The 25,871-nt window shown below is 67.2% G+C and carries 27 protein-coding genes; 14 read left to right on the forward strand and 13 right to left on the reverse strand.

Going from position 1 to position 25,871, the window contains the following annotated elements; translation table 11 throughout:
• Positions 1 to 23 precede the first annotated feature (23 nt).
• Positions 24 to 1,313, reverse strand: coding sequence for an isocitrate lyase (gene aceA, locus ACZ7OI_RS27650; RefSeq protein ID WP_116198817.1), 1,290 nt, complete (start codon positions 1,311 to 1,313; stop codon positions 24 to 26).
• Between the two features lie 229 nt (positions 1,314 to 1,542).
• On the opposite strand from aceA, the gene ACZ7OI_RS27655 reads away from it, so the two are divergent.
• The 3 genes from ACZ7OI_RS27655 (at position 1,543) to ACZ7OI_RS27665 (ending at position 4,940) form a co-directional block, all read left to right on the forward strand.
• Complete coding sequence (locus ACZ7OI_RS27655) at positions 1,543 to 2,967, forward strand: short-chain fatty acyl-CoA regulator family protein (protein WP_470267062.1); 1,425 nt, start codon at positions 1,543 to 1,545, stop codon at positions 2,965 to 2,967.
• Between the two features lie 61 nt (positions 2,968 to 3,028).
• Positions 3,029 to 4,285 carry a threonine ammonia-lyase IlvA gene (ilvA, locus tag ACZ7OI_RS27660; RefSeq protein WP_470267063.1) on the forward strand — a complete coding sequence of 419 codons (1,257 nt, stop codon included), beginning with the start codon at positions 3,029 to 3,031 and terminating at the stop codon, positions 4,283 to 4,285.
• A gap of 127 nt (positions 4,286 to 4,412) precedes the next feature.
• Positions 4,413 to 4,940: a GrpB family protein gene (locus ACZ7OI_RS27665; RefSeq protein WP_470267064.1), complete on the forward strand. Its 528-nt coding sequence runs from the start codon at positions 4,413 to 4,415 to the stop codon at positions 4,938 to 4,940.
• A gap of 95 nt (positions 4,941 to 5,035) precedes the next feature.
• Here ACZ7OI_RS27665 and ACZ7OI_RS27670 read toward each other — a convergent pair whose 3' ends face one another.
• A complete protein-coding gene (locus ACZ7OI_RS27670; RefSeq protein WP_470267065.1) occupies positions 5,036 to 5,380 on the reverse strand; it encodes a nuclear transport factor 2 family protein in 345 nt (114 codons plus the stop codon).
• Between the two features lie 65 nt (positions 5,381 to 5,445).
• Positions 5,446 to 6,201, reverse strand: coding sequence for an acyltransferase (locus ACZ7OI_RS27675; RefSeq protein ID WP_470267066.1), 756 nt, complete (start codon positions 6,199 to 6,201; stop codon positions 5,446 to 5,448).
• Between the two features lie 52 nt (positions 6,202 to 6,253).
• Between ACZ7OI_RS27675 and ACZ7OI_RS27680 the strand changes: the two genes are divergently transcribed.
• Positions 6,254 to 7,201 (forward strand): nucleoside hydrolase, encoded by a 948-nt coding sequence (locus tag ACZ7OI_RS27680; protein ID WP_470267067.1) that lies wholly within the window; start codon positions 6,254 to 6,256, stop codon positions 7,199 to 7,201.
• A 671-nt stretch (positions 7,202 to 7,872) separates the two neighbouring features.
• Positions 7,873 to 9,030 carry a C40 family peptidase gene (locus ACZ7OI_RS27685; RefSeq protein ID WP_470267166.1) on the forward strand — a complete coding sequence of 386 codons (1,158 nt, stop codon included), beginning with the start codon at positions 7,873 to 7,875 and terminating at the stop codon, positions 9,028 to 9,030.
• Positions 9,031 to 9,287: 257 nt separating this feature from the next.
• On the opposite strand, the gene ACZ7OI_RS27690 is transcribed toward ACZ7OI_RS27685, so the two are convergent.
• Both ACZ7OI_RS27690 and ACZ7OI_RS27695 read right to left on the reverse strand, forming a co-directional pair.
• On the reverse strand, positions 9,288 to 10,499 hold the full coding sequence (locus tag ACZ7OI_RS27690) for a tetratricopeptide repeat protein (RefSeq protein WP_470267068.1): 1,212 nt from the start codon (positions 10,497 to 10,499) through the stop codon (positions 9,288 to 9,290).
• Positions 10,500 to 11,576: 1,077 nt separating this feature from the next.
• Positions 11,577 to 12,713: an SDR family NAD(P)-dependent oxidoreductase gene (locus tag ACZ7OI_RS27695; RefSeq protein ID WP_470267069.1), complete on the reverse strand. Its 1,137-nt coding sequence runs from the start codon at positions 12,711 to 12,713 to the stop codon at positions 11,577 to 11,579.
• A 43-nt stretch (positions 12,714 to 12,756) separates the two neighbouring features.
• On the opposite strand from ACZ7OI_RS27695, the gene ACZ7OI_RS27700 reads away from it, so the two are divergent.
• Positions 12,757 to 13,281 carry a TetR/AcrR family transcriptional regulator gene (locus ACZ7OI_RS27700; protein ID WP_470267070.1) on the forward strand — a complete coding sequence of 175 codons (525 nt, stop codon included), beginning with the start codon at positions 12,757 to 12,759 and terminating at the stop codon, positions 13,279 to 13,281.
• Here the strand turns inward: ACZ7OI_RS27700 and ACZ7OI_RS27705 are convergent.
• The gene (locus ACZ7OI_RS27705) at positions 13,266 to 13,886 is read right to left on the reverse strand and encodes a TetR/AcrR family transcriptional regulator (protein ID WP_470267071.1); all 621 of its coding nucleotides are present in this window, start codon (positions 13,884 to 13,886) and stop codon (positions 13,266 to 13,268) included. The two genes, ACZ7OI_RS27700 and ACZ7OI_RS27705, sit on opposite strands and share 16 nt — an antisense overlap.
• A gap of 91 nt (positions 13,887 to 13,977) precedes the next feature.
• Here ACZ7OI_RS27705 and ACZ7OI_RS27710 point away from each other — a divergent pair, with 91 nt between their 5' ends.
• From ACZ7OI_RS27710 to ACZ7OI_RS27720, 3 genes are all read left to right on the forward strand, one after another.
• Positions 13,978 to 14,721: an SDR family NAD(P)-dependent oxidoreductase gene (locus ACZ7OI_RS27710; RefSeq protein WP_470267072.1), complete on the forward strand. Its 744-nt coding sequence runs from the start codon at positions 13,978 to 13,980 to the stop codon at positions 14,719 to 14,721.
• 98 nt (positions 14,722 to 14,819) lie between these two features.
• Positions 14,820 to 15,671, forward strand: coding sequence for a TetR/AcrR family transcriptional regulator (locus ACZ7OI_RS27715; RefSeq protein ID WP_470267073.1), 852 nt, complete (start codon positions 14,820 to 14,822; stop codon positions 15,669 to 15,671).
• 2 nt (positions 15,672 to 15,673) lie between these two features.
• The gene (locus ACZ7OI_RS27720) at positions 15,674 to 16,579 is read left to right on the forward strand and encodes a carboxymuconolactone decarboxylase family protein (protein ID WP_470267074.1); all 906 of its coding nucleotides are present in this window, start codon (positions 15,674 to 15,676) and stop codon (positions 16,577 to 16,579) included.
• Here ACZ7OI_RS27720 and ACZ7OI_RS27725 read toward each other — a convergent pair.
• The gene (locus ACZ7OI_RS27725; RefSeq protein ID WP_470267075.1) at positions 16,563 to 16,973 is read right to left on the reverse strand and encodes a hypothetical protein; all 411 of its coding nucleotides are present in this window, start codon (positions 16,971 to 16,973) and stop codon (positions 16,563 to 16,565) included. The two genes, ACZ7OI_RS27720 and ACZ7OI_RS27725, sit on opposite strands and share 17 nt — an antisense overlap.
• 99 nt (positions 16,974 to 17,072) lie before the next feature.
• Here ACZ7OI_RS27725 and ACZ7OI_RS27730 point away from each other — a divergent pair, with 99 nt between their 5' ends.
• On the forward strand, positions 17,073 to 17,936 hold the full coding sequence (locus ACZ7OI_RS27730) for a 3-hydroxyacyl-CoA dehydrogenase family protein (protein ID WP_470267076.1): 864 nt from the start codon (positions 17,073 to 17,075) through the stop codon (positions 17,934 to 17,936).
• Between the two features lie 42 nt (positions 17,937 to 17,978).
• Here ACZ7OI_RS27730 and ACZ7OI_RS27735 read toward each other — a convergent pair whose 3' ends face one another.
• From ACZ7OI_RS27735 to ACZ7OI_RS27745, 3 genes are read right to left on the reverse strand one after another with little or no spacing between them, the layout of a single operon-like run.
• On the reverse strand, positions 17,979 to 18,473 hold the full coding sequence (locus ACZ7OI_RS27735; protein ID WP_470267077.1) for an SRPBCC family protein: 495 nt from the start codon (positions 18,471 to 18,473) through the stop codon (positions 17,979 to 17,981).
• Entirely contained in the window at positions 18,427 to 18,813 is a 387-nt protein-coding gene (locus ACZ7OI_RS27740) for an ArsR/SmtB family transcription factor (protein WP_470267078.1), read from the reverse strand. Before ACZ7OI_RS27740 ends, ACZ7OI_RS27735 begins: the two co-directional genes overlap by 47 nt.
• Positions 18,814 to 18,843: 30 nt before the next feature.
• A complete protein-coding gene (locus ACZ7OI_RS27745) occupies positions 18,844 to 19,434 on the reverse strand; it encodes a helix-turn-helix domain-containing protein (RefSeq protein WP_470267079.1) in 591 nt (196 codons plus the stop codon).
• A gap of 89 nt (positions 19,435 to 19,523) precedes the next feature.
• On the opposite strand from ACZ7OI_RS27745, the gene ACZ7OI_RS27750 reads away from it, so the two are divergent.
• The gene (locus ACZ7OI_RS27750) at positions 19,524 to 21,107 is read left to right on the forward strand and encodes a methyltransferase domain-containing protein (protein ID WP_470267080.1); all 1,584 of its coding nucleotides are present in this window, start codon (positions 19,524 to 19,526) and stop codon (positions 21,105 to 21,107) included.
• 183 nt (positions 21,108 to 21,290) lie between these two features.
• On the opposite strand, the gene ACZ7OI_RS27755 is transcribed toward ACZ7OI_RS27750, so the two are convergent.
• A complete protein-coding gene (locus ACZ7OI_RS27755) occupies positions 21,291 to 21,617 on the reverse strand; it encodes a putative quinol monooxygenase (protein WP_470267081.1) in 327 nt (108 codons plus the stop codon).
• A gap of 57 nt (positions 21,618 to 21,674) precedes the next feature.
• Here ACZ7OI_RS27755 and ACZ7OI_RS27760 point away from each other — a divergent pair, with 57 nt between their 5' ends.
• From ACZ7OI_RS27760 to ACZ7OI_RS27770, 3 genes are all read left to right on the forward strand, one after another.
• Positions 21,675 to 22,115, forward strand: a complete 441-nt coding sequence (locus ACZ7OI_RS27760; RefSeq protein WP_470267082.1) for a MarR family winged helix-turn-helix transcriptional regulator — start codon at positions 21,675 to 21,677, stop codon at positions 22,113 to 22,115.
• 51 nt (positions 22,116 to 22,166) lie between these two features.
• A complete protein-coding gene (locus ACZ7OI_RS27765; protein ID WP_470267083.1) occupies positions 22,167 to 22,721 on the forward strand; it encodes a dihydrofolate reductase family protein in 555 nt (184 codons plus the stop codon).
• Positions 22,722 to 22,840: 119 nt separating this feature from the next.
• Positions 22,841 to 23,821, forward strand: coding sequence for a chitinase (locus tag ACZ7OI_RS27770; protein WP_470267084.1), 981 nt, complete (start codon positions 22,841 to 22,843; stop codon positions 23,819 to 23,821).
• Between the two features lie 55 nt (positions 23,822 to 23,876).
• On the opposite strand, the gene ACZ7OI_RS27775 is transcribed toward ACZ7OI_RS27770, so the two are convergent.
• Together ACZ7OI_RS27775 and ACZ7OI_RS27780 are read right to left on the reverse strand one after the other, a co-directional pair.
• Entirely contained in the window at positions 23,877 to 24,638 is a 762-nt protein-coding gene (locus ACZ7OI_RS27775; protein ID WP_470267085.1) for an HAD family acid phosphatase, read from the reverse strand.
• A gap of 47 nt (positions 24,639 to 24,685) precedes the next feature.
• Entirely contained in the window at positions 24,686 to 25,870 is a 1,185-nt protein-coding gene (locus tag ACZ7OI_RS27780; protein WP_470267086.1) for a class I SAM-dependent methyltransferase, read from the reverse strand.
• Position 25,871 lies beyond the last annotated feature (1 nt).

Consider the following 25,871-nt stretch of genomic DNA (forward strand, 5'->3'; position numbering starts at 1 on the left):
GAATCGCCGGCCCGCGGGGTGCGTCAGTGGAACTGGTCTTCTTCGGTCGAACCCTTGAGCGCGGTGGTCGAGCTCTCCGGGTTCAGCGCGGTGGACACCAGGTCGAACCAGCCGGTGCCGACCTCGCGCTGGTGCTTCGTGGCGGTGTAGCCGCGCTCCTCCGAAGCGAACTCGCGCTCCTGCAGGTCGACGTAGGCGCTCATGCCTTCGCGGGCGTAACCGTGCGCCAGGTCGAACATCGAGTAGTTCAGCGCGTGGAAGCCGGCCAGCGTGATGAACTGGAACTTGTAGCCCATGGCGCCGAGTTCGCGCTGGAACCGCGCGATGGTGTCGTCGTCGAGGTGCTTCTTCCAGTTGAACGACGGCGAGCAGTTGTAGGCCAGCATCTGGTCCGGGTACTGCGCCTTGATCGCCTCGGCGTACTTGCGGGCGACCTCGAGGTCCGGCGTGGAGGTCTCCATCCACAGCAGGTCGGCGTACTGCGCGTAGGCCAGGCCGCGGTCGATGCACGGCTCGATGCCGTTGTTGACCTCGTAGAAGCCCTCGGAGGTGCGGCCGCCGGTGAGGTACTTGCGGTCGCGCTCGTCGACGTCGCTGGTCAGCAGGGTCGCGGCCTGCGCGTCGGTGCGGGCGACGACCAGGGACGGCACGTTCAGCACGTCGGCGGCGAGACGGGCGGCGTTCAGGGTGCGCTCGTGCTGCTTGGTCGGGATGAGGACCTTGCCGCCGAGGTGACCGCACTTCTTCTCGGAAGCGAGCTGGTCTTCCCAGTGCACGCCCGCGGCTCCGGCCGCGATCATGCCCTTCATCAGCTCGAACGCGTTCAGCGGACCGCCGAAGCCAGCCTCGGCGTCGGCGACGATCGGGGCGAACCAGTCGATGTCGCCGTTGCCCTCGGCCCAGTTGATCTGGTCGGCGCGGCCCAGCGCGTTGTTGATGCGGCGGACGACGGCCGGGACCGAGTTGGCCGGGTAGAGGCTCTGGTCCGGGTAGGTCTGGCCGGCGAGGTTGGCGTCGGCGGCGACCTGCCAGCCGGACAGGTAGATGGCCTTCAGGCCGGCGCGCACCTGCTGCACGGCCTGGTTGCCGGTGAGGGCGCCCAGCGCGTGGACGTAGTCCTCGCTGTGCAGCAGCTCCCACAGCTTCTCCGCGCCGCGGCGGGCGAGGGTGTGCTCTTCGACGACCGAACCGCGAAGCTTCACCACGTCGGCGGCGGAGTAGGTCCGCTGGACACCCGCCCAGCGGGGGTCGGTCTTCCACTGCTCGGCCAGCTCGGCCGCCGCCTGCTCGAGCTGATTGGCCTGCTCGGTCATCGGACTCTCCCGTGTTGCGAAGTTTGCGATTGCTCGCCTTGCCTGGTCACGACCCTGACACGAGCGGGAAAACTCGGTCTACGGCTCCAATTTGCCAATTTCTGCGAAGATTGCCTAGCATGTTGCAAAGGTTGCGAATCTGCCGTTCGCAACCGCAGCGAAAATTCGCGGGCTTGATCGTTCACGTAATCGTTCAGGCCCGGAAACCTTCCGGCCGGACGGAGCTCTCATGGACAAAACTTTCGCCGGGGCGCGGCTGCGGCATTTGCGAGAAAGCCGGTCGATGAGCCAGGCGGACCTCGCCCGTGTGCTCGAGATCTCACCCAGTTACCTCAATCAGATCGAGCACAACTCGCGCCCGCTGACCGTGCCGGTGCTGCTGCGGATCACGCAGGCATTCGGCGTCGACACGGAGTTTTTCGCGAACAACGACACGTCGCGGCTCGTCGCCGACGTGAAGGAAGCCCTGCTCGACGAGGCTGTGGGCGTCGAAGCGACCACGAGCGAGCTGAACGACCTGGCCAGCAACCTGCCGTCGATCGCCCAGGCGCTGGTCAAACTGCACCGCAGCTACCGCAACGCGGTCGAGAGCACGGCCGCGCTGACTACGGAAAACGGCCTGGGCCTGCACGGGAGCGCCGCCGCGCCGTTGCCGCACGAGGAGGTCCGCGACTTCTTCTACGAGCGGGAAAACTACGTCGCCGAGCTGGACGAGCGCGCCGAACGGATGGCCGCCGAGATCCCGCTGCGGCGCGGAGCGGTGCTCGGGTCGCTCAAGGAACGGCTGTGGCAGCGCTACGGCGTCGACGTGACGAGCGAGGGCATCAACGAATCCGCCGGTGAGCAGCACCGGTACGAACCGGCGACGCGGGTGTTGCGGCTGGCACCGAGCCTGCGGGTCGGACAGCAGGCGTTCCGGATGGCGTCCCAGATCGCGCTGCTGGAATACGACGACTTGATCACCGAACTTGCCGATTCGTGGGCGTTTTCCGGCCCAGCCGCGCGGACGCTCGCGCGGGTCGGCCTTGCGAATTACTTCGCCGGCGCGCTGATCCTCCCGTACGGCCCGTTCCTGGCCGCGGCTGAGGAGTTCCGGTATGACATCGAGCGGCTTTGCGACCACTTCGGCGTCGGTTTCGAGACCACCTGCCACCGGCTGTCGACTCTTCAGCGGCCAAAACAGCGCGGGGTGCCGTTCTCGTTCGTGCGGGTGGACCGGGCCGGGAACATGTCGAAGCGCCAGTCCGCGGCGGGTTTTCACTTCTCGCGGGTCGGCGGGGCTTGCCCGTTGTGGAACATCTACGAGGCCTTCACCTCGCCGGGCAAGATCCTCACGCAGATCGCGGCGCTGCCGGACGGCAAGCGGTACTTCTGGGTCGCGCGGACGGTGTCGCGCAATATCGGCGGCTACGGCAGCCCGGGCAAGACGTTCACCGTCGGCCTCGGCTGCGAGCTGCGGCACGCCGGCCGGCTGATCTACTCAACCGGCCTTGACCTGGACGAACCCGCCGCCGCGACGCCGATCGGCATGGGTTGCAAAGTGTGCGATCGGCCCGCTTGTTCGCAACGCGCGTTTCCGGCAATCGGCAAACCGCTCACGGTCGACGAAAACACCAGCACCTTCGTCCCGTACCCGGCGGTGCCGAAGACGTGAACGCGGTCGGTGACGTGAGTGCCCCGTACGTGGTCACCGGGTGCGAAGTACATTCACCCGAGTGCACGACATCGACACGGTGAACGCAGAACTGGTCGAACAGGCCGCCGAACGGCTCGCGGGCGTGGTCACGCGCACGCCCCTTGAGCCCAACGCGCGTCTCTCGTCCCGCGTAGACGCGCGCGTCTGGCTTAAGCGCGAAGACCAGCAGACTGTGCGCTCGTACAAGATCCGCGGCGCGTACAACTTCATCGTGCAGCTCGACGCTGCGACGCGGGCGCGCGGTGTCGTATGCGCAAGCGCCGGCAACCACGCGCAGGGCGTCGCGTACGCGTGTCGCCGTTTAGGGGCGAACGGTCGCGTGTACGTGCCGGGCACGACGCCTCGGCAGAAGCGTCAGCGCATTGCAGCGCTCGGCGGCGCGCACATCGAGGTCATCGTCGTTGGCGAGACGTACGAAGACGCCTTCGCTGCGGCTAAGGACGACGCTCACCGCACTGGAGCGACGCTCGTGCCCGCGTTCGACGACGTCCGCACTGTCGCCGGTCAGGGGACTGTCGCGCTCGAAGTGGTTTCGCAGCTCGGCTTCGTGCCGGATGTCCTGGTCGTGCCGGTCGGCGGCGGCGGGTTGCTGGCCGGGATCGCGACGTGGGTTCGCGAGCGGCATCCGGACATCCGGGTCGTCGGCGTCGAGCCGGCGGGGGCGATGTGTATGGCTGCAGCTATCGAAGCGGGCAAACCGGTGCGGATCGACGCGGTCGACCCGTTCGTGGACGGCGCAGCGGTGCGCGAGGCCGGCCAGGTGACGTTCCCGTTGATCCGGGACAGCGGCGCGGATCTGACGTCCGTCGCCGAGGGTGCGGTGTGCACGGAGATGCTGTCGATGTACCAGTCGGACGGCATCATCGCTGAACCCGCGGGCGCGCTCGCGGCTGCTTCGCTCGGGACCAGTGTGCAGATCGAGCCGGGGCAGACGGTGGTGTGCATCGTGTCCGGCGGCAACAACGACGTCAGCCGGTACAGCGAAATCCTCGAACGCTCGCTGATGCACGAGGGGTTGAAGCACTACTTCCTCGTCAGCTTCCCGCAGGAACCCGGTGCGCTCCGGCGGTTCCTTGACGAAATCCTCGGGCCGGAGGATGACATCACCCGGTTCGAGTACGTGAAGCGCAACAACCGGGAGATCGGTCCGGCGCTGATCGGCGTCGAGATCCCGCGGCGCGCGGACCTGCCCGGGCTGCTGGCGCGGCTGGAGAAGAGTCCGCTGCAGGTGGAGCAGGTGGAGCCGGGGAGTCCGTTGTTCCACTTCCTGCTCTGAGATGTTGCTGGTGTCGCTGGTGTTTCTGGTTTCGCCGCTGACTGGCAACAGGCCCAGCGGCCGCTGCTAGGTGACGTGCGCCTTTCGATGCGCGCCGGCGACGGGACGCGTCGAAAGGACGACCCGGGTGGACATCCCAGTCGAGATCGTGGACTACGACCCGCGCTGGCCTCGGACATTCGCTGGCCTCCGCGACCGCATCACCGCAGCATTGGGCGGACTCGCGCGACGTGTCGAGCATGTCGGCAGCACCGCGGGCCCCGGGCTGGCCGCCAAGCCGATCACCGATCTGACCGTCGTCGTCGCCAGCCACGACGATCTGTCCGCTGTTGCCGCCAGTCTGCGGGCGATCGGTTACCGGCGCGAAGGCGATCTCGGCATTCCCGGGCGAGAAGCATTCACCCGGTCTCCCGGCACACCGCCGCACCACCTCTACGTCTCCGCAGCCGACAACGAGAATCTCGCTCGAGTACTCGCGTTCCGGGATTTCCTGCGCGCCCACCCCGACACGGCTCACTCGTACGTGACGCTGAAGCGATCACTCGCCCAGCGATTCTGTACTGACCGTGCTGCTTACACGGCGGCGAAGACCGCCTTTATCGACGACATAGTGGCGAAGGCTCTGTCCGAGTCGTCTCTCCACGGCGACGGCTGAAGACAGGTCGTTGCCTGCCGCCGACCGGCGAATCGAGCCGCACAGGCGAGGGTTTACGCAGGTCAGCGTGATTCGCCAAAAAACGGCAACGCCGGTCAGCCGAGTTCGGCGCTGCCCTCGCGGTAGATCTTCGCCGACTTGATGCGGTCTCCAGCCAGCCGATAGAAGCTGGCGATAGCGAAAACGTGGTTCTCGCCGTTGTGGGTGAGGCGTTCGGTCAATTGGGTGGCGACCTGGTCACCGTCCGCGAGAACGTTTTCGACCGTCAAGGTCGGGAGAAGTTGTTCCATGGCACTGCTGAACAGCTCGGTGAGTTCTTCGCGTCCGCGCACTACGCTGCTGCCGGTGATCCAGACCGCGTCCTCGGTGAAGCCGTCGAGGAGCGCTTGAAGGTCACGATCGTTGAAGGCGGCTACGTGCCGACGCAGGGCTTCGCTCATAAAGTGAGGCTATCGACGCTGTCAGGCCATTTTCGCGAGCGAACTCGGCATGCGGCCACGCCGCGTCAGCTGTCGCCGAGCGTCTTCTGCAGTGCTTTGTTCGCCTTGCGCGCCATGTCGGCGACAGCCTCGCGCCGGGCCTCATCCGCGGCGTAGTCGTCCTCGCGGTTGCGAACCACCCGGGCCGGTGAACCGACCGCGATCGAGTAGTCCGGGATGTCACCGCGCACGACCGCGTGCGCGCCGAGGACGCTGCCGCGGCCGATGCGCGTTCCCTTGAGGACGCTGACCTTCGTGCCGAGCCACGTGTCCGGGCCGATCCGGACCGGCGACTTGACGATGCCCTGGTCCTTGATCGGCACGTGGATGTCCGCGGTCACGTGGTCGAAGTCGCAGATGTAGACCCAGTCGGCGACGAGCGTGGCGGCGCCGAGCTCGATGTCGAGATAGCAGTTGATCACGTTCTGCCGCCCGAACACCGACTTGTCGCCGATGCGAAGGGACCCCTCGTGACAGCGGATGGCGTTGCCGTCGCCGATGTGCACCCAACGGCCGATCTCCAGCCGGCCGTATCCGGGACGGCAGTGGATCTCGACGTTCTTGCCGAGGAACAGCATGCCGCGCAGGATGATGTGCGGGTTCGCGATGCGGAATTTGAGCAGCCGGTAGTAACGCACGAGGTACCACGGCGTGTACGCGCGATTGCGCAGCACCCAGCGCAGCGAGTCGGCCGTCAGGAACTTCGCCTGGTGCGGGTCCCGCCGGGCCCGCCGCCAGGCACGCACGCGCGACAACGCGGGCGCACCCCACATCGACGTCATGCCGTTGACCGTAACCTGTGGACGACGGCCAGCCACAGGCAAGGGGAGCACGATGGGGACCAAGCTGATCATCGACACCGACCCCGGCGTCGATGATGCTTTCGCGATCGCGTTGGCCGCGAGGTCGACGGACGTCGACCTGCTGGGCGTGACCACAGTCTTCGGCAACGTCCCGCTGACCACGACGACCTCGAACGCGCGCCGGCTGCTCCAGCTGTGCGACCGCCCGGACGTCCCGGTCGCCGCGGGTGCCTCGCGGCCCCTCCTCTACCGCGAACTGCACCGGTCGAGCACGGTCCACGGTTCCGACGGGCTTTCCGGGCACGCCGCTTCACTGCCCGACGCGACCCGCCCGCTCGAGGATTCCGACGCGGTCGGCCTGATGGTCTCGCTGCTCGAAGCCTCGGACGAACCGGTGACCATCGCGCCGATCGGTCCCCTCACGAACATCGCCGCCCTGCTCGCGGCCCACCCCGGGGTGCGATCGAAGATCGCGCGAATCGTCCTGATGGGCGGCGCGCTCACCCTGGGCAACTCGACCGCGGTCTCCGAATTCAACATCTGGGCCGACCCGGACGCGGCACGTCGGGTGCTCGCCGAGGACGACGTCCCCTGCGTGATGGTCCCCCTCGATCTCACTCACCGGTGCGCGGTCGACAGCGCGTGGCTGGCGAAACTCGCCGCGTCCGGACCGGTCGGGCAGGCGCTGGACTCGTTCACGCCGGACTACCTCGCGCATTACCGGCAGGTGCTCGGCTACGAAGGCATCGTCCTGCACGACGCGGTGGCCGTCGCCGAGGCGATCCGCCCGGGCATCCTGCGCACGGAGACTTACCCGGTCGACATCGACTCCGGCCTCGGCCCGACCCGCGGCATGACGATCGTCGACCGCCGGGCGGTCCCGACTGCGCCGGTCGGGAGGGCGGTCGAGGTGGCGGTGGACACGGAGCTGGATGTGCTGCGCGAGTTCGTGTTGTCGAGACTCGCCGGGGGTCGGTGATGGAGGGGGCCGGGAGATCGCCGCTGGATGGCGAATCGCAGGTCGGGTCTGGCGCGGCGGCGGGTTCGGGCGGTGGTGAGCTTGGGGGCGCGAGTTCGTTGCCGGTGAGTGGCGAATCCCAGGTCAGGCCTGATGCGGCCGCCGGTTCGGACGGTGGCGAGCTTGGGGGCGCGGGTTCATTGCCGCTGGATGGCGAATCCCAGGTCACGCCTGACGCGACCGCCGGTTCAGACGGTGGCGAGCCTGGAGGCACGGGTTCGTTGCCGGTGAGTGGCGAATCGGTTGAGTCGGGTGATCCGTCAGCGGGGCGGGCGTCGCCAGTGGGCGGTGAATCGGTCGGCGCGGGTAGGGCATTCGTGGGCGGGGCGTCGTCGGTGGACGGCGAGAATCCTGGGTCGACCAGCGTGTCGCCGCTGAGTGGCGAAACTTCCGGGGTGGCTGATGAGTCGTCGTTGAGTGGTGACGCGCCTGAGTTGACCAGCGTGTCGCCGTTAGGTGGCGACGACCCCGGACCGGAGGCTCTGTTGCCGTCGGACGGCGACAGATTTGGATCGACCGCTGATTCGCCGCTGAATGGCGAGAGGGATGAGCGGGGTGCTGCCTCGCCGTTGGGTGGCGACGTTGCTCAGACGACCAGCGTTTCGCCGCTGAGCGGCGACGAGACACAGCCAATGGGTGGCGAGGGAGCGGCGCACCCGCGGCAGGGGTTTCTCGCGCGGAACCGGCGGGCTGTGATCGCGTTGGCGGCTGTTGTGGTGGTCGTTGCAGCGTTGGCTGTCGCGGTGCAGGTTCTGCCGGGTGGGGCCAGCGACGCGAATTCTGGGAACGTCGCGGCGACATCGTCGGTGGTGCCGACGACTTCGAAGACGGTTTCGGCGTCCCCTGCGCCTACGTTGGTGGTGCCGGTTCAGCCTGGGGTGCCGCGGGCTGGGGAGTTCGGGGCGTGGGCGTCGCGGACCAGTCAGTGGCTCGATATTCCGTTGCGGGCAATGAACGGGTACGCGCAGGCGACTGTCACGCTCAGCAAGGAACAGCCCGATTGTCACCTGTCTTGGATCACTCTCGCTGCGATCGGGAAGATCACCAGCGATCACGGGCGGGCTCAGGGTAATCAAGTCAGGGAAAACGGGACTCTCGCGAAACCTCTTGGCACAGTAGAGATTCTCGACTTTTATCACCGGACCGTTTCGACGCCGGGAGCCGCGGGGCCGTTGCAGCTCTCCCCTGCCGTGTGGAGCAAGTGGCAGCGGAGTGCGTCCGGCGGTAAGGCTGACATTCAGAACATCGACGATGCGGCGCTCACGGCTGGGCGTGCGCTCTGTGCGAATGGCCGGGATCTGGCGACGGACTGGTGGAACGGGGTCGCCACGTTGGAGCCGGCGCCGGTGGTGCTGCATCGGACGCTTGCGACTACCAATGTCTACGGCACAGTCGGGCAGAGCGAGCAGCCGCCCAATCCGGCGGTGCTCACGGCTGTCGACTTCGCGATTGATCAGATTGGGCTGCCGTACGTCTGGGGTGGCAACGGCACACGCGACGCCGACCCCGGTTTTGACTGTTCCGGTCTCACGACCGCGGCTTATGCGAGCGCTGACGTCAGGCTGATGCGGACGGCGGACACGCAGTTCCGCAGCGTTGCCCATGTGAGCGAACCCCAGTTGGGGGATTTGATCTTCTACGGTGCGCCGACAACGAAGATCCATCATGTGGGGCTTTACATCGGGAACCAGCAGATGATCGACGCGCCGCAGACTGGGCAGGCGGTGCAGGTTCATCCGTATCGGAAGCCGGGCGACGACTACGCGGGGGCGGGGCGGCCGACGGCCTGACCTGCGCGGTGACGGCTTGAGAGTGAAACTGTGCCGTCTCGCGGATTGGCGGTTTGTCGCGTTGACGGCGCTTTCGCCGTTCAGTGGCGAAAGCCGGGGGCTCGGGATCGCCAGCTGTGGCAAGTGCTGTCGCGCACTGAGCGTGGGATCTGAGAAGCAGTGCATGCCCCCAGCTCGTCGGCCGGGCTGTCCTTGGAGAGCTGCGGCAAAGTATGAGAATCCGCGAGCTAGGCACGGAGGGCGAGCGCCGAGAAGAGTTAGGTCGGCCAGTCGGTGATGCCTAGCTGTTCCAGCAAAGCGGTGCCAGCGACAAATGCCTGGGCTGCCAGTGCGCCGTCACCGTCGGCGAGGCGGCGGTATTCACGGAGGGCCGCGCGGTGGTCGCCTAGGTGGCGATAGCTGTCTGCGAGCAGGTAAGCGGCTTGGTCGCGGGCGTCGCTGTGCGGGTCGATCCGTTCGGTCGCGCGTTGGCCGGCGTCGACGGCGTCTTCGTATCGACCGGCGGCGTGGTTGGCCTGGGCCAGCTGCAGCCATTGTTCGGCGGTGTCCTGACCTCGTAGTGCGGCCTGGCCGACGGCTTCGGTGAGGTCGTCGGCGGAGTGCGCGGGGTCGAGCGGAGAGCAGGCGCGGAGGTAGCGCATTCGCCCGATCAGGCGGGGCATTCCTTGGGGTGGAGCGGATAGAATGTTCTCGAGGACCTCCAGGTAACCATCATGGTGTGTAAGTAGTTCTAGTGCTTCCAACGCTTTTTCCGGTGCGCGGGCGGAAATGAAGGCGTCCAGCGCGGCTGTGGCGGTGGCGCGCGACGGGCGTAGCGTGGTGTCGAGGATTAAGAGCGTGCCTCGCGCCAGGTGGTCTGACGCGGCCTCGGCGTGTCGTTGGCCGCGGGCGAGTGCGGCTAGTGCGTCGGCGTGTGCGCCTTGGCTGGCAAGGAGATAGGCCAGCCAGTATTCGCCCCAGGCGCACGAAGTGTCGTCACCGGAGAGGCGTAGTTGTCCGACTGCGGTGACGGCATTCGCGAGCGCTTCGTCGGGGCGGCCGGTGTGGGCGGTCCACAGGCTGAGCCAGCATTCGGCGAGCAAGGCGCGTGGTTGGTCGCCGTGCTGGTGGTAGATGTCGATGGCGTAGCGCAGCGCTGGTTCGGTTTCCTCGCTTTGAAAGAACTTCGCGCGTAGCTCGATCAGTCGTGCGCTGAGGTGCGGTGGGAGCTTCTCGGACACGACCGTGAGGCAAGCGCGCGCTTCGTCGGCTTCGCAGCGCAGGTCGTGCCATTCCGCGCGGGCGAGAAGGTCCTCATCGGACAGCCCGGACGGTGGCAGCACATTCAGCGGCGGACGGCTGGTCGGTTCGAGCGGCAGGAAGTCGGTGAGCGGCTGGGAGGCGAGACGGGTGCGAATCCGGTCGCCTTGGAAAGTGTTGCCGTTGCGGCGATCGAACTGTTCGGCCAAGTCCAGCGCGAGGCGGCGCATTCGGCGAGCGAGAACCCGCAGAGGGACGGTGTTGGGGTCTTCGGGTCCCAGGTCCAGCACCGTGTCTCCGCGGCCGGCGCGGACCAGTTCGCTGGCCAGCACTGCGGCCGAGGCAGCGAATTCCATGGTGGCGAGGCCGTTGCCGTGCCTCGAAGCCTGCCATTGCGGCCAGCCAGTCGACGCCGACGAATGCGTTGCCGGTCAGTGCGCAGAATTCGATGATGAGACCGACATGTTCCAGTGAAAAGAACTCACCGGACATGGCGCGCCGGATGCGACGGAAGGTCAGGGCCGCCAGGTCCCATTCACCGGCGCGGGCCAACGGCAGCAGCATCAGGCAGCGGACGGCCGTGATCGGTTCCTCTAAGGACGCGGGGTTTTCCAGCATCGCGGCCGCGATGTACCGTGCGCGAGTCGGTTCTCCCTTGCACAGGTGGTGATCGATCGAGGCGACGTCGAGCCATCGGTCATCTTCGTCGGTCGGCGCAGTGGCGACCCAGCGCAGGTGGGCGTCGTCTGCGGTCGCCCAGTCGCCGAGGTGTGCGGCTACTCCGCGCTGCGCCGAGTAGACCTCGTGCTGAGGCAAACCGGCTGCCGCGTATCGACGCTCCGCTCCCCGTAGAGCGGCACGGATTTCCTCGAGACTGAGGTCTGGGAAGTCGACCATGCACTCGACAAACCAGGCGTACCAGCCGAGCAATTCGGCCTCGTCCTTCTGGTCGAACTGCCACCAGCCCTGGTCATACGCGTCGAGACATTCATAGAACAGGCCGCGCACCCGGTCCCAGCTGCCGTCGAGCCGATAGGCCTCGGCGAGCATCCGACGGGACCGGAACGCGGCCCGCGGTTCTCGCAGGCGGTCGGCCATTCGCACTGCGTCGGCCAGCAGCGCGGTCCGCTCCATGCTGTGGTCCATCGAGTTCGCCACCCGCAACGACAACCACAGATCCGAGACCTTGTCTGTCGTGTCCACGCCGGAAACCTAGCGGATGTAGGCCGTGCCCCTAGGGGAAACGCCCTGGTGGCAACAAATAACCTGCTTTGCGCTGACTGCGTTGGGATATCCAGTGGGCCTAATCAGTATTGACGGATCAGGTCCAGGGACACCTCCCACAGTCTCCGCGCGGTGGCACCGTCGCGGGCCCAGCGTTTGACAGCGTGGCTGTTGCCTGCCAAGTCGACGTCGTCGGGAACTGTCGCGGCTTCGGTGCAGTCGTCCAGGTAATGACCACCGTTATGGGCGAATTCTGGGGCGGTCGCGGCGACGAGCGTGGTGGCCGCGCCTTGTTCGATGGTTTTGTAGGCGAAGACGCCGGCGGCTTCCAGACGGTCTAGGTGGTCCTTCATGTCTTGGGTGAAATCTCGTTGCAGGCCAGTGGAAACTCCGCCCGGGTTGACTGCGTTGGCGACGATTCCGTCGGACGACCATCGGCGGGTCGCTTCCACCGTGAACAGCGAGTTGGCCGTTTTCGACTGTCCGTAAGCCAGTTGGGGGTCGTAGGCTCGCTGAGTAAAGTGGATGTCATCGAAGACAACAGATGAGTACATGTGCGCGCCGGAGGTCACTGCGACGATTCGGGCCGATCCTCGGTCGTTCGCGCCGGCGGTGAGGGCGTCGTGCAGACCCAGTGCCAGTGCGAAGTGGCCTAGGTGATTGGTCGCGAAATGCAGTTCCCAGCCCTGCGGGGTGCGGCCCAGCGTCGGGCGCATGACACCGGCGTTGTTGATCAGCAGGTGCAGCGGGCCGTCCCAGTTGCTGGTGAAGCGGGCGACTGTGGCGAGGTCGGCCAGTTCCAGATGCGCGGCGCGGACAGCGCGGTTTCCGGTGGACGTGGCGATGTCGTTGGCGACGCGCTTGCCAGCGGCGGTGTCGCGCACGGCCAGGGTGACGTCGGCGCCGGCCGAGGCGAGCGCGCGGGCTGTTTCACGGCCTAGGCCAGACGTGGCGCCGGTGACGACAGCGCGGATGCCGGTGAGGTTCAGGCCTGCGACGACATCGGCGGCGGTGCTGGTGGCGTCGAAGGCTGTGTGGATCAGATCTGCGACGACGTCAGGGGTGGTGCTAGGGGCGTCGAACGCCGTGTGGATCAGGCCCGCGACGACGTCAGCGGCGGTGCTGGTGGCGTCGAAAGCCGGGGGGTTCCGGTCCGTGACGACGTCGCCGGGAGTGCTGGTGGCGTCGGAGGCTGTGTGGATCGGGGAGGTTTGAGGCACCCTTCGAACTATACGGGTTAGGTTCAGTCTGTACAGTGTGACTATGGGCAGTGATCGGCGTACGCAGGTGCTGGACTCGGCGTTGGAGGTTTTCGCGCGCTACGGCTATCGCAAGGCATCCATGGACGACGTCGCGCAGGCTGCGGACATCTCGCGCCCTGGCCTGTACTTCTACTTCTCGTCCAAGCCGGAGCTGTTCCGGGCCACGGTGCGGCATTCGCTCGACAGCAGCATCGAGGCGGCGCGGAGCGCTCTCGCCGATTCGCGGCGACCGCTGCGTGAGCGGTTGATCAAGGCGTTCGATCATTGGGCCGGTCGTTACGTCGGGGCGATGGCCGCGGAAATCGGGGTATTGATTGACTCGAATCCCGAATTGCTTGGCACTATGCCAGCCGAATACCCGAAGCAGTTTCGTGCGCTCGTCGTTGAGGCGATCGGTGGCCGCTCCGCTGGCGACGTGGCCGGGACGTTGATCAGCACGGCGATCGGCATCAAGCATGACGCGGAGACTCGTGACGAGTTCCGGGAACGGATGACCGTCGCGGTCGATCTTTACTGCGGTCGCTGAAACTCTGGCCAGTTGCACAGGGCTGCGTCGGCGACTTCTTGCAGCTCTTCCCGGCTTGCGCCGCTGGCTGCTTCCACGGCGATGCCGAACGCGACCGTCATGATGTAGCGAGCTAGCCGTGCCGGATCGGCAGATGGGGGCAAATCGTGTTCGTCTATGGCGCGCTGGAAGCGTTTCTCCAGCGCTCGACGTGCGGCATTGCGCCATTCGACCAGCAATTCGCGCGCGGGCAGGCCTAGTTCGCCCGCTGCCAGCGACCCCTGGACGCCCAGGCATCCGGGCGGACAATCAGGATCAGTTGTTGCTTGGACGGCGCCGTTGAGGACCGCGGCGGCCACTTTGGCGGCGGTCGGCTCCGCCCAGGCGCGTGAGCCATAGGAGGCGGGACCCTCGTCGTAGAGCGCTAAAGCCTTGCGGAACAACTGTTCTTTGTTGCCGAAAGCCGCGTACATGCTGGTTTTCGTGATGCCCATGGCTCCGGTCAGGTCCGCCAGGCTGGCTCCTTCGTAGCCCTGCTCCCAGAACACCAGCATGGCGCGCCGCAGTGCCTCGTCGGCGTCGAAGCCGCGCGGACGGCCGAGGTGCGCCTTGCCCTGAGTGGTCACCGCATCAGTGTACCCATTCAGTACCGATCGGTCCGGAAGTGCTACGGTTTCGTTTAGTACCGATCGGTACTGAAATAATCGGAGGTCAGCAATGGGACAGCTCAAGGGCAAGACGGCGGTCGTCACCGGCGGCAGCAGCGGGATCGGTCTGGCCGCTGCCGAACGGCTCGCGAGCGAGGGGGTGCACGTCTTCATCACTGGCCGGAACCGGGAAGCGCTGGATGCGGCCGTGAAGACCATTGGTTCGGCAACCGCGGTACCGGGTGACATCGCTGATCTCGCCGACCTGGATCGGCTTTACGACGCGGTTCGCGCTCGAGGCAGGGGGCTCGACATCGTTTTCGCCAACGCGGCGGCGGGATCTTTCGCGAGCTTGGAGGAGACGACTGCGGAGCACTTCGACCAGGTCTTCGACACCAACGTTCGCGGCACGCTTTTCACTGTCCAGAAAGCGTTGCCGCTGCTCAACAAGGGCGCGTCGGTGATCCTGAATTCTTCGGTCCGCGCGGATGACGGCCTTGAGTCGTTCGGGACGTATTCGGCATCCAAGGCCGCGCTTCGCTCCTACGCTCGGACTTGGGCCAACGAGCTGAAGGGCCGCGGCATCCGGGTCAATGTGGTTTCGCCTGGAACCATCGACACGCCGGTGCTCGAGAAGGCGGTCGGCGCGGACAAGGTCGACGAGGCCCGGGCGAGTTTCGCGGCGCGAGTTCCGCTCGGCCGGATGGGGACGCCGCGCGAGGTCGCCGATGCTGTGCTGTTCCTCGCGTCGAAGCAGAGCAGCTTCATCCTTGGGGCGAACATCTACGTCGATGGCGGCGAAAAGCAGTTCTGACCAGCAGTAGCGCGGGGACAACGGTGTTGTTGCGCTGCATCTGGCGCGATGGCTATACAGAGGTATAGCCTGCTGTTCATGCGTATAGTGGCGGTGTCATGACCGACCCTGGCGACTTGACCGCGCGCGCCCGGATTCGCGACGCGGCGATGCGGCACTTCGGCGAGCACGGCTTCGAGCGCGCCACGATCCGGGGCATCGCGGCGGAAGCCGGGGTGTCCTTGGGGTTGGTGCGGCACCACTTCGGGTCCAAACAGGCGCTTCGCGAGGCGTGCGATGCGCACCTGGCGAAGCTTCTCCGCCAGCTCAACGACCAGGTTCCGGCCGACTTGGCCGAGTTGACCGACACCGACGTCCCGGCTGCCAGCGCTGCCGCGGATCCCGACACCCCGGCCGCCAGCACCACCGCAAACCCTGACACCTCAGCGGCCAGCGCCGCCGCAGATCCAGACTCCCCGGCCACCAACACCGTCGCGAACCCCGACACCCCAGCAGCCAGCGCCGCCACAAACCCCGACTCCCCGACCGCCAGCGCCGCCGCAAACCCCGACACCCCAGCCATCAGCACCACCGCAAACCCCGTTGCGGCGGCGCGGATCGCCGTCGGCCCGTATCGGGATTACCTCATTCGGGCGCTGGTCGAAGGCGGAGCTGCGCCGTTGTTCGACGAGATGGTCGACGCTGGCGTGAAACGGCTCGTCGTCGCTGATCGGCGGCGGTCGGATCCGCCGACGGTCGAGCCCAAGGTGCGGGCCGCGGTCGGTGCTGCGATGGCGTTGTCGATCACTGTGCTGCACCAGCATATTTCTCGCGCGGCCGGCGTCGACATCCTCAGTCCGGCGGGCGACCACCTGCTCGCCCGCGCGTTGATCGACCTCCACTCGCATCCGCAGCTCAGCCTCGACGAAGCGCGGGCGGCGCTCGATCGCCTGCCCGCGGAAGGAAACTGACCGTGCCGCACGCGACGATTCCCCGCATCCCGCCGCTCGAACTCGACGAGATGGACCCCGAACAGCAAAAGCTTGCGAAACTCGGCGCGGATACCGTGATCCAGGTCCTCGCTCGCGCGCCGGAGGTGATGCAGGCGTCGGGGGCGTTGGGCGCTTACCTGTTGAGCCAAGGAAAACTGCATCCGCGGATCCGCGAGTTGGCGATCCTCCGCGTCGCGCTCCGGTGCGACGCGCCGTACGAATGGGCCAACCACGCGCCCGCCGCGCTCGGGGGCGGAGCGACTGAAGCGGAGATCGCGGCCCTCTCCGACCCGGACGCCAGTTGGCCGCCCGAGGACGACGCGGTGCTGTGCGCCGTGGACGAGCTGTGTGCGAATGTCTTTGTGTCCGACGAAACTTGGACGGCGCTCGCCGCGACCCGCGATCATGCGGAGATCATCGAGATCCTGTTTCTCGTCGGCTATTACCGGATGATGGCGGGGTTCCTGAATTCCGCGGGGGTTCAGGTGAAGCCTGGACAACCCGCGCTCGGCGAGGCTCCGGTGCCGGTGGCGCGCCCGGAGCAGCGTTCCCGGCCCGCCAGCGGGAAAACCGGCCCGGGCGGCCGCTGGAAGATCACGTTCGTCCACCCGGCCGGGAGCAAAGACCTGCTTCTCGACCTCGCGACCGACGGCACCGCGGTGTCCGGCTCCATTTTCGACACTCAGCTGAAAGTCACGGTCCCCATCGTGTCCGGAACGGTCGACGGCCGGGAGATCGCCTTCGCGGCGTTGGTGACTGATCCGGTCCGCTTCGAGGTGAACGTGACCGGCACGGTCGACGGGGACGTGTTCACCGGCTCCGTCACGATTTCCGGCGGCGGCACCTTTCCGCTGTCCGGAGTCCGGGAGGTCAGTCCCAGTAAGTGAACAAGGCTTCGCCGACTGTCGCCGGTTTCCAGTACGCGATGTCGGATGGGGTGAGGTGCGGCCAGTCCTCGGCGTTGAAGGAGCGTTCGAGGTCGGCTGGCGTGAGCACCCGGAATTGCTCCGTTTCCGCCAGCACGGCGGCCAGTTCCGGCTCGTCGACGAACTCCAGCGGACCCCATTCCCGGGACGGCGCGAAGTCGAGCGAGCGGGGCCGGGCGAGCGCGAGCAGCGGTGCGTCGCTGGCGGCGACGACCGAGATCGTGCGGCCGGGATACTGGACGATGGCTTGCCAGAAGTTCGGCGTGACGTCCGGGACGCGGAATTCGGCGAGGGTTCCGCCGGTGCGACGGGCGAAGCCGTAACAGAGACGGCGAACCTCGCGAACATCGACCACCGCCGCATTCTACGCAGCCGGTCCCCCACCAGTGGGCGCGGAATTGCGGCGGGCGGGGACGGATGGTCTTCTTGGCTCAAGATCGAAAGGTGAGCCGCCATGCCGTACGCGTACACATTCGACCAGATCCGCGACCGGCCGGTGACCGTGTTCGGTGCCGGGACGCTGGGAAGGCGCATCGCGCTGATGTTCGCCTCGCGCGGCGGAACCGTGCGGATCAGCGACCCGAGCGCCGAACAGGTCGCGGCGGCAGCGGAATACGTGGCGGAGGCGTTGCCCGTGCTGCTCGAAAAGCGCGGCAGCGGCGAGATCGGCCGGGTCGAGGACGCGGCGTCGATCGAGGACGCCCTGCGCGACGCGTGGCTCGTCGTCGAGGCGGTGCCGGAGCGGCTGGACATCAAAATCCCGCTGTGGGGCCAAATCGACGAGGCCGCGCCCGCCGACACCATTTTCGCCACGAACTCGTCGTCATACCCGTCGCGGATGATGGCCGAAAAGGTGCGCGACAAATCGCGGCTGTGCAATATCCACTTCTACATGCCGCCGACGGCGAACGCGGTCGACCTCATGTCCGACGGCCAAACCGGCCGGACGGTGCTCGACACGCTGCTCGGGGTGTTGCCGGAGTTCGGCATTCATCCGTTCGAGGCACGCAAGGAAAGCGTCGGATTCATTTTCAACCGCGTGTGGGCGGCGATCAAACGGGAATCTCTCGCCGTGGTCGCAGAAGGCGTCGCCCGGCCCGAGGACGTGGACGGGATGTTCAAGATCAACTGGAATCTGCCGTACGGGCCGTTCCAGATGATGGATCAGGTCGGCCTGGACGTCGTGCTGGACATCGAAAACCATTACGCGGACGAAAATCCGCACCTTCCGGCCGGGCCGCGGGACCTGCTGCGCACGTATGTCGACGCGGGGAAGCTCGGGATCAAAACCGGCGAGGGGTTTTACTCGTACGGCTGAATCAAGGCAGCCCGGACAGCGGAACCCAGGCCGCCCGCCGGTTCACGGCAGCGAAACCGCGACTTCCTCCAGTGCGTCCATCGACTCCTGCATGCCGCCTTCCATGCCGGATTCCAGAATGGCGTCGCGCAGTTCCTTGGTGTGCGTTTCGGTCAGCATCGTCACCGTGGTGCGGTCGCCCGATTCGGCGAACGTCACGGTGACGACGGGGGCGTCCGCGTCCGTCACTCCCGGGGTTTCGTAGACCTCGGTGTGGACCAGGCGTTCGTTGGGGACTATTTCTCGATATTCGCCGTGAAAGGCGACCTCGAAATCGCCGTTCGCGGTCATCACGTAGCGCCACCGGCCGCCGACCCGAAGGTCGATGTCCACGGACGTCACGGTGCCCCGTTTGCCCGCCCACCAGCGCTTCACCAGGTCCGGCGTGGTCCAGGCCCGATAGACGTGCCGGCGCGGAGCGGCGAAATCCCGGGTGATCAGGATCTGGTCGTCAGCGGGCAGAGTCACCTTCGCCGTGCCGGTTGTCGTGTCGGCCATGGTCGTTCTCCTCGGTCGAGCCCATCTCTTCCAGCACGGCGTCCAGCGAGGCGAACCGTTCCTCCCAGGAACGTTCGTAGCGGCGCACCCAGTCGTGGATCGGTTTGAGAGCGCGGGCGTTCAGCCGGTAGAGGCGTTGCCTGCCCTCGTCTCGCGCCTCGACCGCGCCGACCTCGCGCAGCACCCGCAGATGCTTCGACACCTGCGGCTGCCCGAGGCCCAGCACGCGGACGAGATCGTTCACCGGGCGTTCGCCGCCGACGAGGACGTCCAGGATTTCCCGGCGCCGTGGTTCGGCGACGGCGTTGAAGACGTCCGCGGTGGTCGCTGCCCGTGCCATGCGGCAATCATATGCCGATATGGGTATGCGTCAAGAGGCGGGCCGGGCGCGGACATGGAAACGCTCCCCTTGCGGGCCGAAAAGGGCCAGTACCTCGCAGGGCTCGGCGCCGGCGTTGCCGAACCAGTGCGGAACGTGCGTGTCGAACTCCGCAACCTCGCCCGGCTGAAGGATTACGTCGTGCTCGCCGAGCATCAGGCGGAGCCGTCCGGACAGGACGTACATCCACTCGTATCCCTCGTGGACCCGCTGGTCGGGAGGCTCGGCGGAACGCTCTGGCGGGAGGATCATCTTGTAGGCGCGCAGGCCGCCCGGACGCCGGGTGAGCGGCAGGTAGGTCCGGCCGTCCCGGACGAACGGTTTCGGGTGCAGGCGCGGATCGCCTGCCGGGGGCGCGCCGACCAGTTCGTCGAGCGGGACCTGGTAGGCGCGGGCCAGCGCGAGCAGCAGCTCCAGGGTCGGTTTGCGCTGGCCGGCTTCGAGCCGCGACAGCGTGCTCACCGAGATCCCGGTCGTTTCCGAGAGGCCGGTCAGCGTCGCGTTGCGCTGCTTGCGCAGGGCGCGCAGCCTCGGGCCGACCGCGTGCAGGACCTCGCCGAGGTCCTGGTCGTCTTCGCTCATGCCGTTCAATTTGCCACTTCGGCAAAGAACTTTGTCAAGTCGGCGCGTTCTCCGGATAGTCCAGGGCACGGGGACTACAGGAGGATCCAGTGGACGAGAAGTACGACGTGGTGGTGGTCGGCGGCGGCGCGGCCGGGCTCAGCGGAGCGGTGGCGCTCGCGCGGTCCCGGCGGTCGGTGCTGGTCGTGGATTCCGGCGAACCGCGCAACGCGCCGGCCGGGCACGTGCACAACTATCTTGGCCGCGAAAGCACGCCGCCCGCCGAATTGCTTTCGCTCGGCCGTGCGGAGCTGGCCGGGTACGGCGGCGAGGTGGTCGCGCAGACGGTGACGTCGATTGCCAAGGGGGACAACGGTTTCGAGGTCTCGCTGGCCGACGGGCGGCGCACGCACGCGCGGCGGGTGCTGGTCGCGACCGGCCTCGTCGACGAGTTGCCCGAGGTCGCCGGGCTGGCGGCGCGGTGGGGACGGGACGTGCTGCACTGCCCGTACTGCCACGGCTGGGAGGTGCGCGACCGGGCGATCGGCGTGCTGTCGACCGGTCCGATGACCGTGCACCAGGCGCTGATGTGGCGACAGCTGACCGACGACGTCGTGGTTTTCCGGCACACGCACGGGGATTTCGACGAGGCTCCGCTGCTGGCGCGCGGAATCCGGATCGTGGACGGCGTCGTCGCGGCGATCGAGGCCGAGGACGACCAGCTGACCGGGGTACGGCTTGAGTCGGGCGAGGTCGTGGCGCGCGAGGCGCTGGCTGTCGCGGCGCCGGCCAGGACGCGGGCGGACTTTCTCGCGCCGCTGGGAATCGAGCCGGAACCGGTGGAGTTCAACGGTTTCGTGATCGGCACGAAGGTGCCCGCGGACGCGGCCGGCCGGACGTCCGTGCCTGGCTTGTGGGTGGCGGGGAACGTCACGGACATGCGGGCGCAGGTCGTGGTTTCGGCCGCGGCGGGGCTGATGGCCGGGGCGGCGATCAACGGCGAACTGGTCGAGGAGGAGGCCGCGGAAGCCGTGCGGCGGCGGGAAATGCCGTTCTCGCACGAGATGGAGCGAGAGGTCGCGCGGGCCAACGAGCATCCGCCGTTCGACCGCGGTTCCTGGGAGGAGCGGTATCGCTCGAAGGACGAAATGTGGAGCGGACGGCCGAACGATCAGCTCGTGACCGAGGCTCGCGACCTGGAGCCGGGCCACGCGCTGGACGCTGGCTGCGGCGAAGGCGGCGACGCGATCTGGCTCGCGCAGCAGGGCTGGCGCGTGACGGCGGTCGATTTCTCCACGACGGCCATCGAACGCGGGCGCGCGCAGGCGGCGAAACTCGGGGTCGCCGAGCGGATCACGTGGGTCGCCGCGGATCTGGGCGAGTGGGTGCCCGAGTCGAAGTTCGACCTGGTGACGTCGCATTTCCTGCACGTGCCGTCGGCGGCCCGGACGGTGGCGTTCGCGCGGCTCGCGGACGCTGTCGCTCCGGGCGGGACGTTGCTGGTGGTCGGGCACGACCCCGCGGACGTGCACGCCGGGCGGCCGCACATGCCGGACATGATGTTCACGGCTGAGGAAGTGGCGGAGACGCTGGACCAGTCTTGGGATTCGGTGGCCGCGGAGGTTCGGGAGCGGGCTGCGGTCGGGGCGGAGACGGTGGTTCGGGACACGGTGCTGGTGGCTCGGAAGGGGTGACGGTGGTGCGGCGGTTCCGGTTCGGTCGGCCTGGGGGCGGCCGGACCGGATCGCCGCGACGAGCGGTACGCGGCTGATGGAGCCGGAAGGAGAAGGGGCGAGGCCGCTCCGACCCGGCGGAAAGAGGCGTCAGCTGGGGAACTTCAGCGCTTCGCGAGAGCCTCAGCGCAGAGTGGCCTCAGATCAGGCGTGGTGCACGGATTCCACGGTGTACAGGTGCGGTTCGCATTCGGCCAAGGCCAAAGCGGCGGACATGTGCTCTTGGCATTCCGGAGCGACGAGCATCGCCTGGAGGGCCTCGGCGCTGGCCCACTGGGCGTAGTTCACGACACGCGTGCCGTCGGTGCTCGCGTGGAGGTTCGCGGACACGAAGCCGGCCTGGTGGCGAATGACGTCCTCCGTCGCCGTCGCGAGGACCTTGACCAGGGCTTGCTGCTTCTCCGGGGCGACGGTGAAGACGTTCACCAGGGTGGCGACGTCGGCGTCGGTGCTGATGGTCGTGTGCGTCATGAGGCCCTCCTGTGACAGGTTCCTGACAAGGGCCTCATTATGTGTAAGGTTCCTGTCATGAGTCAAGAGGCGACGGCGCGACGGCCGGGGTATCTGGTGAAGCGGGTGCAGCAGGCGTTCCGGCAGGCGTCCGACGAGCTATTGCGGCCGATCGGGTTGTCGATGTCGCAGTACGCGGTGTTGGCGGCGCTGGCGGAGAACCCGGGGGCATCGTCGGCCGAACTGGCGCGGCAGTGTTTTGTGACGCGACAGTCGTTGCGGGACGTGCTGGCCGGACTGAAGACGGCCGGGCTGGTCGCGGTTGCCGAGGAAGCGTCGACGGGACGGGCGCGACCGGTGCGGCTCACCGCGACCGGCGAGGCTCGGCTGAAAGACGCGGAGCGGGTGGTCGCCGACGTCGAGGAACGGATGCTGGCCGGGATGCCGGAATCCGAGCGGCGGCGGCTGGCTGAGCTGCTGAGGATCTGCGCGGAGAATCTGACCTCCGAGGACCGATGAGTTTTCGCCGCCCTGCCGGTCTACCTCGTATCGAAAGAACGAGGAGGACTCATGGGCAAGGTGTTGTGGCACGTCGCGATGTCGCTGGACGGGTTCGTCGCCGCGGACGGGCATGCGATGGACTGGATGTCGGGGGTGCGCGTCGCGCCGGGGGTGCACGAGGAATCCGTCGCGCGGGTCGGGGCGATTCTGGGCGGGCGGCGCGGGTTTGACGCACTAGTGGCGAGGGTTCCCGGAGAGGTCGCCAAGCAGCCGTACGGCGGGGCGTGGAGCGGTCCGGTTTTCGTGCTCACCCATCATCCGGAGGACGCGCCGGCCGAGGACGGCGTCACGTTTCTCGGCTGCGACGTCCGCGAGGCGGTCGAAATCGGGCTCGCGGCGGCGGACGGGAAAGATCTTGAGCTGCACAGCCAGGATATCGCGCGACAATGCGTTGAACTGGGGATTGTCGACGAGTTCATCGTGCATCTGATGCCGGTGATGCTCGGGTCCGGCATCCGGCTGTTCGACAATCCGGGCGGGAAGCCGGTTCGGTGGGATCGTGTGCACGACGGGGATCCCGCGCTCGCGATCGACCTGCGGTATCGGCTCGCCGCACAGCACTGAATCCCGCTCAGCGGGACGGATCGGCATACTAATGGCGTATGGCCTCCACGGAGTTATTGGTCTATACCATTTGGACAGGGGTTTTCCACCCCTCGGTCCTCACCGTGGAGGTTCCACCCATGCGTCTGTCCTCCCCCCGGAAACTGGCGGCCGCGCTCGGCGGGTTGCTGGCCGTAGCCGGACTCGCGGTCCCTCAGGGCGCCGCGGCGGCGGCGAGCGACTCGTCGATCGTGCTCGCGCCCTATGTGGACATGGGCGCGTGGCCGTCGCCCGTGTTGTCGACGATGTCCGAGCAGAGCGGCATCAAGAGTTTCACGCTCGGCTTTGTCACCGGAGCCGCGTGCAAGGCCAGCTGGTTCGCTGCTTACGATCCCCGGCAAGGCTGGCAGTCCGACGAAATCGCGAAGATCCGCGCGGCCGGCGGGGACGTCAAGGTCTCCTTCGGCGGCGCGTCCGGCGTCGAGCTCGCGCAGGCGTGCGGTGACGTCAACTCGCTCGTCGGCGAGTACGAAGCAGTGATCAAAGCCTACGACCTCAAGTACATCGACGTCGACATCGAGGGCGCGGCGGTCGCCGATCCCGGTTCGATCACACTTCGTTCCGAAGCACTGAAAAAGGTGCAGGACGACAACCCCGGGCTCAAGATTTCGCTGACGCTGCCGGTGCTGCCCACCGGTCTCACGTCGGACGGGCTGAACGTCGTGACCTCGGCGCGGGACGCGGGCGTCAATCTCGACCTGGTGAACGTCATGGCGATGGACTACTACCAGGGCTCCGGCGACCAAGGGGCCAAGGCGATCCAGGCGGCGCAATCCACGCAGGCGCAACTGAAAACGGCACTCGGACTGTCCGATGCGGACGCTTGGCAGAAAGTCGGTCTGACGCCGATGCTGGGCGTCAACGATTCGCAGAACGAGATCTTCTACCAGAAGGACGCCAGCGCGGTGGTGAGCTTCGCGCAGAGTGTCCACATGGGAATGCTGTCGTTCTGGGAACTCGGCCGCGACGCGAACGCGTGCACCGGCGCGCTGTACCGGTGCACCAACATTTCCCAGCAGCCCTATGAATTCTCGAAGATCTTCGCCGGATACTCCGGCTGACGAAATACGGAGCAGCCCGGGCCCGGCGCGGGACCCGGGCTGCTTCCGGCAAAACTCAGGGCAGGTAGTACATCGGGTTCGGCAGTTTCACCGGGTGATCGGCGTAGCCGCCTTCGAGGTCGCTGAACTGGTCGCCGAGGTTGAGCACGATGTGCGCGCCAGTCGACTGGATGTGCGCGCGGGTGCCCGACTTGTACTGCACGGTGTTGCAGTTCAGCCCGCACGGCAGGTAGTCCGGCGCGGTGGTCTTCGGCTTGAAGTACGCCCCGGCCGGCGTCGGATAGCCCTCGTTCGCGAGGTTCTTGAGCGACTGCGGGCCCTGCTTGTCGTTGCGGCCGGTCAGGAAGTAGACCTGCACGCCGTGGTCGGCGGCCCACTTCGCCAGTTCCAGCACCGGCTTGTTGGCCTCGAAAGTGCCGTCGTCGATGGCTTTCTGCTGCTTCACCGGGTCGAAGCCGAAGTCGTTGTCGGCTTCCCAGCCGTAGGTGATCTCGGACGTGTCGTCCACGTCGAGCACGATCGCCGGGTTCTTCACCTTCCCCAGCTTCTGCTGCAGGGACCGCTTCGCGTCGGCGACCACGCGCTTGGTGTCGGTGACGAACCGGCTGGTCTCGGAGTAGTGGTGCTTGCCGGACGCGTCGAGCCAGTCGCCGTAGTACGCCTTGACGTCGTTCTTCACCTGGCCGATGTTGGCCGGCTCCCGGCCGTGCGCGGCGGTGACAGCGTCCGACCCGGCGAGCGCGGTCGCGCCGCCTGCGACGGTGGCGCCGATGGCCGCGGCGGCGGCCAGTTTGACGAGAGCGGGAAAACGAGACACAGCGACCCTCCAGTAATTATTCGCCAACCCGCAGAACTTACGCCGCGTTATCCGGCTTGAAAACCCTCCGTGGGGATGCGTTCGGCCCGGCACACGAACGCCACCGGCGACCGGCCGATCCTCGTCAGCACCACAGTGGACTCTTCGTGACCGCGCGGTTTCAGCTTGCGACGCAAGGCGTCCGGGTCTACGTCGAGACCTCGGACGAGGATTTCCAGCCGTCCGACGTCGAACTTCTTCAACGTCTGCCCGAGCGTTTTTTCACGGTACGGCAGTTGTTCCAGAACGCGGAACGCACGCACTCCAGGTGGTGGCGTGTCACCGGTGAGGTAGGCGATGCGTTCGTCCAGCTGCCATAACCCATTCCGCGCCGCGTAATGCCGCACGAGTCCGGCTCGCACGACCGCGCCGTCGGGGTCTACCAGCCACTCCCCCGCTGCCCGCACGGGAATGTCGTCGGGTTCCGCGTCCGTGAGGGTCCACTGTGTACCGTCCGAACGCAACACTGTCGCCCGGCGTGTGACACCCGACGAAAGCCCTCGCCACAGACAAGCCTCGCGGACTTGACCGTCGAGCGACACGAGTTCCACCTCGTCCGCCCAGGGCGCGATGGAGAAATCCATGCCGGGCGCGCATTTGACCGACAGGACCCGGCCGGGGTAGGCGGCCACGAGTTCGTCCAGCGGCGGCAGAAAGTCGGCCGGACGCCACACTCGGCGGCCTGCGGAGTCACGGCGGGCGGGATCGGCGACCACCGCAGTGTCCCGGGAAACCGGGCGCAAGGCGTCGGCCCGCGCGACAAGCGGCGAAACTCCAGCGACGGAAGCGTTGTACTGAGCCATTTCCAGCCGGACCGGGTCCACATCGGACCCGATCGCCACCGAAGCGACGCGGGACAGCTCGACCAGGTCGGCACCCACTGAGCAGGTGACGTCATGCACCGCGAGACCGGCCAGCCGGGAAGCTCGATGCCGGGCCACCGGAGTAGCGCTCGCCTGTTGCAAGGCGTCGCCAGTGAACAGCCACTCGGCGGACGAAGGCAGCTTCAGGACCGATTTACGGCGCAGCGCAACGGTTTCCAGCACCGGGGAAGCGTGCTCACCGACCAAGCGACGTGCCGCGGTGACGTCCGCGATCCGCGCGGCGTCCAAAGTGGAGCACTCGGCGAGCGCCGCCCGTCCCGCGCCGGAGCGCAGGAAGGCGACGTCGTCGAGCGTGAAACTGTAGGGCAAT

It is taken from the genome of Amycolatopsis sp. NPDC114503, assembly GCF_055633655.1.